This is a genomic window from Laedolimicola sp. (assembly GCF_051972735.1).
In the GTDB taxonomy this organism is placed as follows: domain Bacteria; phylum Bacillota; class Clostridia; order Lachnospirales; family Lachnospiraceae; genus Laedolimicola; species Laedolimicola intestinihominis.
The window spans coordinates 1-7034 of the sequence record NZ_JBOKYU010000071.1 but is presented as its reverse complement, the minus strand read 5'-3'; the positions used below and the strand labels follow the sequence as shown (position 1 = coordinate 7034).

General features: G+C 49.7%; 7 protein-coding genes, 2 tRNA genes and 1 riboswitch. Of the genes, 8 read left to right on the top strand and 1 reads right to left on the bottom strand.

What is annotated here, in order from left to right; genetic code table 11:
• Window positions 1-59 precede the first annotated feature (59 nt).
• From ACTRC3_RS11290 to ACTRC3_RS11260, 7 genes are all read left to right on the top strand, one after another.
• Window positions 60-130, top strand: a tRNA-Gly gene (locus tag ACTRC3_RS11290).
• A gap of 251 nt (window positions 131-381) precedes the next feature.
• On the top strand, window positions 382-1344 hold the full coding sequence (locus ACTRC3_RS11285) for an L-lactate dehydrogenase (RefSeq protein WP_349165270.1): 963 nt from the start codon (window positions 382-384) through the stop codon (window positions 1342-1344).
• Window positions 1345-1578: 234 nt separating this feature from the next.
• Window positions 1579-1675: riboswitch (THF riboswitch) on the top strand.
• An 87-nt stretch (window positions 1676-1762) separates the two neighbouring features.
• Complete coding sequence (folE, locus tag ACTRC3_RS11280) at window positions 1763-2320, top strand: GTP cyclohydrolase I FolE (RefSeq protein WP_440323136.1); 558 nt, start codon at window positions 1763-1765, stop codon at window positions 2318-2320.
• The gene (locus ACTRC3_RS11275) at window positions 2320-2805 is read left to right on the top strand and encodes an HD domain-containing protein (protein WP_440323135.1); all 486 of its coding nucleotides are present in this window, start codon (window positions 2320-2322) and stop codon (window positions 2803-2805) included. The genes folE and ACTRC3_RS11275 overlap by 1 nt, the downstream gene beginning before the upstream one ends.
• 78 nt (window positions 2806-2883) lie before the next feature.
• Window positions 2884-3699 (top strand): dihydropteroate synthase, encoded by an 816-nt coding sequence (folP, locus tag ACTRC3_RS11270; protein WP_440323134.1) that lies wholly within the window; start codon window positions 2884-2886, stop codon window positions 3697-3699.
• On the top strand, window positions 3700-4512 hold the full coding sequence (gene folK / locus ACTRC3_RS11265) for a 2-amino-4-hydroxy-6-hydroxymethyldihydropteridine diphosphokinase (RefSeq protein WP_440323133.1): 813 nt from the start codon (window positions 3700-3702) through the stop codon (window positions 4510-4512). It abuts the gene before it with no gap.
• 126 nt (window positions 4513-4638) lie between these two features.
• Window positions 4639-6090 (top strand): ATP-binding protein, encoded by a 1452-nt coding sequence (locus tag ACTRC3_RS11260; RefSeq protein WP_349165265.1) that lies wholly within the window; start codon window positions 4639-4641, stop codon window positions 6088-6090.
• A gap of 117 nt (window positions 6091-6207) precedes the next feature.
• Here the strand turns inward: ACTRC3_RS11260 and ACTRC3_RS11255 are convergent.
• A tRNA-Ser gene (locus ACTRC3_RS11255) sits at window positions 6208-6296 on the bottom strand.
• Between the two features lie 208 nt (window positions 6297-6504).
• On the opposite strand from ACTRC3_RS11255, the gene ACTRC3_RS11250 reads away from it, so the two are divergent.
• Window positions 6505-7034: RNA polymerase sigma factor (locus ACTRC3_RS11250; RefSeq protein ID WP_440323132.1), on the top strand; the 530-nt coding region annotated here is incomplete at its 3' end.

Below are 7034 nucleotides of genomic sequence, written 5' to 3'. Positions count from 1 at the left end.
CACTTGGCGAGGTCTTTTCGAGCCTAGTGACCACGGTGCATCCTTATAATTTTTCATTTGCGGGTGTAGTTCAATGGTAGAACACCAGCCTTCCAAGCTGGATACGTGGGTTCGATTCCCATCACCCGCTCTATTTTTTTGCCCTTTTTAGGACTAAGAGGGTGATGTGAATCGAACCTGCGGTTCGTTCTCCGCTCCGCTCCGGTCGGTGCTAAACAGGTGCCACTGGCACCTAGCACCCCATCACCCGCTTATTTTTATGTCTGAGTTTAAGAGATCTGGAACCTTCCGGGTCTTTTATTGTTTTAAAACCCTGATTGACGGAGCCTGCACATTGCAGTAAACTATTCGTGATTAGAAGAATACGAGGAGGACGTAGCTATGGCAATTTCATATGGAAAAATGGTAATCATCGGCGCCGGTAAGGTGGGAAGCGCGATTTTGAATTCGGTTCTGCGGATGAATATCCTGGATGAGATCGTGGTGGTGAACCGCAACCAGAAAAAGGCCCTGGGCGAGGTGCTGGACGCCAGCCACACCACGGCGTTCGCCTACAGCGCCAATGCGAATATCCATGTGGGCGGCTACGAGGAGTGCGCGGACGCCCAGATCATCGTGGTGACTGCAGGTCCCAGCATCCAGCCGGGTAATTCCCGTGACCGTATGGTGCTGCTTGAGAAAAATGTCAACGTCATGAACGATATTATGGAGCAGATCACCCGCTATACCCGGGAGGCCATCATCATCGTGGTGTCCAATCCGCTGGACATCCTGACCTACATTGCCCAGAAGAAATTCGACTACCCGGCCAATAAGATCTTCGGCACCGGCACTTTGCTTGACACCGCACGCTTCAATAAGATGCTGGGCGACCTCTGCGGCGTGGACGCCAAGAACGTGACAGGCTTCGTGCTGGGCGAGCACGGCTCCACCTCCTTTATCCCCTGGAATACCGTGAACATCGTGGGCGTGCCATTTTCGGAATTCGAGAAACAGTTTGAATTAAAGGAAAAACTCGACAAAGAAAAGCTGCTCCATGATACGAAGGTCATCGGCCTGGACATCGTGGAGCTGAAGGGCTACACCAGCTCCGGCGTGGCCTTAAGCGCCTGCCGTCTGATCGGCAGCATTGTCCGCAACGAGAAATCCGTCGTGCCGGTTTCTACAGTTCTGTCGGGACAGTACGGCCTTACCGGAGCAGCTATGAGCCTGCCCTGCGTCATTTCCAAGAACGGCATCGACCGGGTACTGGAGCTGCCCCTGGACGAGCAGGGAAAGAGCGACCTGCAGAAGTGCTATGAGCATCTGCGGACGGCCATCGAGAGCGTGTATACAGAAGCATGAGTCATTAGGTACCGCCAGTCATAAAGAGGACTGGCGGTAATTTTATGTAACAGTTTGATGGATATAAATTTATGCATTACTAAGAATTTCTCAGGAGTTACGTAGTCATATTTTAAATAGGTAATCTGGGTAAAAATTTGGTAAATTCCTGTATACAATATATAAATCTATATACAGACCTGACGGTATATGATATAATGCCCTTTGGTAACAATTTACAACAATAGAATAATATGCAAAATAGGTTTTCATGCGTCAAGTGTTCAGCGGATGGGGAGTTGCCGCCGAAACGAAAAGTTCGTCTTACGGTATGGAGACCGCACCCGTTGCAGCAATATAAGATTAAATGAACAGCGTCTCATATTGTGAAGGGATATTTTCGTCATATGTTCTGTCACAGCCTGGAGGTGCTGTTTTTATGATGGATTATGAGAAAATCAAGGCCGGAGTCCAGCTTATGCTGGAGGGAATCGGCGAGGACGTAACAAGAGAAGGTTTATTGGAGACGCCGGATCGGATTGCGCGTATGTGCGCTGAGATCTACGGCGGCCTGTACGAGGATGCGTCGGTGCATCTGAAAAAACAATTCACAGTCGAGCGGAATGACATCGTAGTAGAGAAGGATATCACCTTCTATTCCGTGTGCGAACATCATTTACTCCCCTTTTACGGAAAAGCGCATATCGGGTATATACCGAACGGTAAGGTAGTAGGCTTAAGCAAGCTGGCCCGTACCGTAGATGTATTTGCCAGAAGACCCCAGATTCAGGAGAAGCTTACGTCCCAGATCGCGGATGCGCTGGAGGAAAGCCTGAATCCCCAGGGCGTTATCGTCATGCTGGAGGCTGAGCACATGTGTATGACCATGCGCGGCATCAAAAAGCCCGGCAGCAAAACCGTCACCATGGTGACCACCGGCTGCTTTGAGAACAATTTTGAGCTGCAGAACCGCTTTCTGAGCATGGTGCGCCAGTAATGGGCGGCATGGAGCGCGTAAACCGGATCTGGAACCACCCGGCCTATCAGGAGGCATTAGAGAAGCTGACCGCTTACGAGGCAGAGCGGGAATTCTGCCGCCATACGCCGGAGCATTTTCTCAGTGTGGCCCGCCTGACTTATCTGCTTGCTCTGGAACAAGGGGTAGAAGCCAATAAGGAAATCATCTATGCGGCCGGACTTTTGCACGATATGGGCAGATACCTTCAATATGAAAATGGGACGCCCCACGACGAAGCAGGCGTCATGTTGGCCGGGCCCATTTTGCAGGACTGTGGTTTTTCGGAAGGCGAGAGCGCCGAAGTGCTGAAGCTCATCGGAAGCCATCGTACCCAAAGCGACGCGAGGGATCTGCCGGGATTGTTCTACCGGGCGGATAAGCTGTCGCGGAGCTGCTTTCTGTGTCCCTCCCAGGCGGACTGTAACTGGCCGGAGGAAAAAAAGAACCTGGAGATTCGATTATAACCCGGAAAGGAGAGTGGCTGTTCCTGATAACTGGAAGCGCTGAGCGCCGAGGGCACAGAACAGCTACAGTGAAAATGTATGAAAATCGGAACCAAAGAATTCAACGTAAAAAATAAAACCTATATCATGGGAATCCTGAATGTGACCCCGGATTCCTTTTCCGACGGCGGCAAATGGAACCATATGGACGCAGCGCTGGCCCATGCGGAGGAGATGATCCGCGAGGGCACCGCCATTCTGGATATCGGCGGCGAGTCTACCCGTCCCGGCCACCAGCAGATTACCGAAGAGGAGGAAATCGAGAGGGTAGCCCCGGTCATCGAGGCAGTGAAAGCCCGCTTCGATGTCCCTGTGTCCATCGATACCTACAAGGCAAAGGTGGCAGCCGCAGCCATCGAAGCGGGAGCCGATCTGGTTAATGATATCTGGGGGCTCAAATACGACCCGGAGATGGCCGACCTCATCGCCCGCACCGGAGTGGCCTGCTGTCTGATGCACAATAAGAATAACACAGAGTATCAGGATTTCTACCCGGATATGCTGCGGGAAACCGCGGAGTGCGTAAAGCTTGCGAAGGAAGCGGGTATCGCTGACGATAAGATTATCCTTGATCCGGGCGTAGGCTTTGGAAAAAATTACGAGCAGAATCTGGAGACCATTTTACATATGGAGCGATTCCATGAGTTGGGATATCCCATGCTGCTTGGTACATCGCGTAAATCCGTGATCGGTCTGACCCTGGATCTGCCGGCGGATCAGAGAGTAGAGGGAACCCTGGTGACGACCGTGATGGCCGTGATGAAAAAGTACGCCTTTGTCCGGGTTCACGACATCAAAGAAAATCAGCGCACGATCCGGATGACCGAGGCGATTCTGAGAGCAGGAGAGAACTAAATGGATAAAATACAGATCAAAAACCTGGAAATATTTGCCAATCACGGCGTGTTTCCGGAGGAAAATAAGCTGGGACAGAAATTTATCATTTCCGCAACCCTTTACACCTCCACCCGGAAGGCGGGGAAGACGGACGATTTGACTGCCTCCATTCATTACGGCGAGGTCAGCCAGTTCATCACAAAATTTGTTCAGGAGCACACCTGGAAGCTGCTGGAAACGGTGGTGGAGCAGCTGGCAGAAGCTATGCTTCTACAGATTCCCCACCTGGAAAAGGTGGAGCTGGAGATTAAAAAGCCCTGGGCTCCTGTGGGACTGCCCCTGGAGACTGTGTCTGTCTCCATTGAGCGGGGCTGGCATACCGCCTACATCGCCATGGGTTCCAATATGGGCGACAAAAAAGCTTATCTGGACATGAGTGTGCTTGGACTGCAGCTCACGAAAGGCTGTATCGTAGAGACAGTGGCCGATTATCTGGCCACCGAGCCCTACGGCTACACCGACCAGGATGAATTCCTGAACAGCGTTATGAAGATCCGGACTATCCTGCCGCCCCACGAGCTCCTCGACCGGCTCCACGAGCTGGAGCAGGAGGCCAACCGGGTCCGCGTGATCCACTGGGGCCCCCGGACGCTGGATCTGGATATTTTATTGTACGATGATCTGATTCTTGACGATGAGGAGCTTCATATTCCCCATATCGAACTGCACAAGCGGGATTTCGTGCTGATTCCGTTGGCACAGATCGCGCCCTGGGTGCGGCATCCGGTATACAACCAGACGGTGCAGGAGCTGCTGGAAAGATTAAAATAAGAAAAGCAGCAAGACTTTCTTTGTGATATCCTGAAAACCGCTTGATTTTTCATCTGGATATGGGTACAATATTATCAAATCACGATTTACCAAATCACGATTTGATAATAAGGGGAGGGCACGCCTATGTTTGTCGGAAGAGAAGCTGAGATGAAATTTTTACAGGATAAATACGCGGAGGACGGTGGTCAGCTTATTGTGCTGTATGGCAGACGGCGTGTGGGAAAAACAGAAACACTGCGTGAATTCTGTAAGGATAAGCCGCATGTATTCTTTTCCTGTACGCAGACCACGGAACGCGTGCAGCTCCGTAACTTTTCGGGCCGGATGCTCAAGGAGAATATTCCGGCACGGAACTACATTTCTGAATTTTCCGACTGGGAAAAGGCGTTTCGTGCGGTGCAGGATCTGCCCTATGGCGACCGGAAAAAGCTGCTGGTGATTGACGAATTCCCGTATATGTGCCGTGGAAATAAAAGTATTCCCTCTATCCTGCAGAATCTATGGGATGCAGAGCTGCGAAGCAGCAATGTAATGATAATTCTCTGCGGCAGCGCCATGAGCTTTATGGAGAAGGAATTGCTGTCGGAGAAAAATCCTCTTTATGGGAGAGCCACAGGCATTTACAGGATGAGAGAAATGGGCTTCTACGATGCCGCAAAGTTTTTTCCTGATTATTCGGATCGGGATAAGGTGCTGGCCTATGCCGTTCTCGGCGGTATTCCGCATTATCTGCGTCAGTGGAATCCGAAACGGTCCGTAGATGAAAACATAAAGCAAAACATTCTGACAAAGGGCTGTATTCTGTACAGTGAGGTGGAATTTCTGCTCCATCAGGAACTGCGGGAGACACCAATCTATAACTCTATTATCGAGGCAGTGGCACTCGGCAACACAAAGCTGAATGACATCAGTCAGAAATCGCTTGTGGAGGACACGTCCAAAACCAGTGTGTATTTGAAAAATCTGATGGAACTGGGTATTGTGGAGCGGGAGTTTTCCGTGGACGCAAAAATTAAAGAATATGGAAATTCGGGTCGTGGAATCTATCGGCTGACAGATAACTTCTTCCGCTTTTGGTATGCCTTTGGTTTTGCGAATTTCTCTCAGCTTGAGGATGGCGATGTGGATGGCGTGTATGAATATGTGGTGAAACCTGCACTCCATGAGTTTGCCGCCTTTGCGTTTGAGGATGTTTGCCGGGAATTTGTGCGTGAAATGCAGAAGAAAAATGAACTGCCTTTCCGATATGCCAAAATGGGACGATGGTTTGGTAAGACCACGGTTCGGGACGAAAAAGCGCAGGGTGGTCTGCGGACGGCAGAAACTGAGATTGACCTGCTGGGTATAGACAGAGAGGCAAAGGAATATCTTGTTGGAGAGTGTAAATTCAAGGGAGCGCCATTTTCTTACTCAGAGTATCTTAATACCCTGGCAAAGCTTGCTCCTGAAAAAGAGAAAGCCAGGTTTCACTATGCGCTATTTTCGGAAAACGGGTTTGACGCTAAAATTGCGGCTCATGCTGCAGAAAATGAAACACAGCTCTATACACTTGACCAAATTGTCCGTTACAAATAAACCGGTATCTGACACCTGTATCATAAAAAGACATTCAGCACTGACAATAAAAAGCAAGACAGGACTGTATCATGGAAATTCAGGATACGTCCTGTCTTGCTTTTTACTATAAAGAAACGGAGGAGGAGGGATTTGAACCCTCGCGCCGGTGCTACCGACCTACTGGTGTTCGAAGCCAGACCCTTCAGCCGCTTGGGTACTCCTCCATACGGGTGCCGTATGACACCCGTTTAGTATAATATATTTTCCGGCGCATTTCAAGAGCGGGATTTCAAAATCGCCTGCCTGTGTTATGGTATAGAGGATCTGATTTATATAAAAGAAAACCGTTTTGGTGCTTCACTACATTCTATAAGTGTAAGATAAAATTCTTATAAGTCGACTTAAAGAAGAAAGGTAAAAGGATAACCATTTATGAATGATCATGAAATCGAGCAGTTTATCCTTACATATGGCTGTGATATTTTGCGCTTTTGCCGGATGACTGCCGGCGGAAGCGAGGCAGGAGACGATCTGTATCAGGATACCATGCTGAAGCTGACTGAAAAAAAGCATACATTACTGCTTGGCCCGCACACGAAAAGTTATGCCTTATCCACAGCCTTGTTTCTCTGGAAAAACAGCAGAAGAAAATACGCCGCCAGAAACCGCATACTTCCTATGGAAAGTGTGGAGGCGCTGGAAGATACCGGCTGGCAGTGTCCGGCTCAGGCCAGTGTCATTTCCCCGGAGCAGGAGCTTTTGCAGCAAAATGAACTGGAGACGGTACGAGGTGTTGTTGCCGCTTTGCCTGAGAAATATAAGCTGCCCGTTTACCTGTTTTATTCTGCCGATATGCGGATCTCTGAAATAGCGGAAATTCTGCACATTCCGGAGGGGACGGTAAAAACAAGGCTCAGAAAGGCGAAAAATTTATTAAAAGCCAGATTGGAGGCACTCGGTTA

Excerpts from the sequence above, each read along its gene's own strand:
- folK (WP_440323133.1), top strand. The coding sequence starts at position 3,700 with ATGGATAAAATACAGATCAAAAACCTGGAAATATTTGCCAATCACGGC.
- ACTRC3_RS11285 (WP_349165270.1), top strand. The coding sequence starts at position 382 with ATGGCAATTTCATATGGAAAAATGGTAATCATCGGCGCCGGTAAGGTG.
- ACTRC3_RS11275 (WP_440323135.1), top strand. The coding sequence starts at position 2,320 with ATGGGCGGCATGGAGCGCGTAAACCGGATCTGGAACCACCCGGCCTAT.
- folE (WP_440323136.1), top strand. The coding sequence starts at position 1,763 with ATGATGGATTATGAGAAAATCAAGGCCGGAGTCCAGCTTATGCTGGAG.
- ACTRC3_RS11260 (WP_349165265.1), top strand. The coding sequence starts at position 4,639 with ATGTTTGTCGGAAGAGAAGCTGAGATGAAATTTTTACAGGATAAATAC.
- folP (WP_440323134.1), top strand. The coding sequence starts at position 2,884 with ATGAAAATCGGAACCAAAGAATTCAACGTAAAAAATAAAACCTATATC.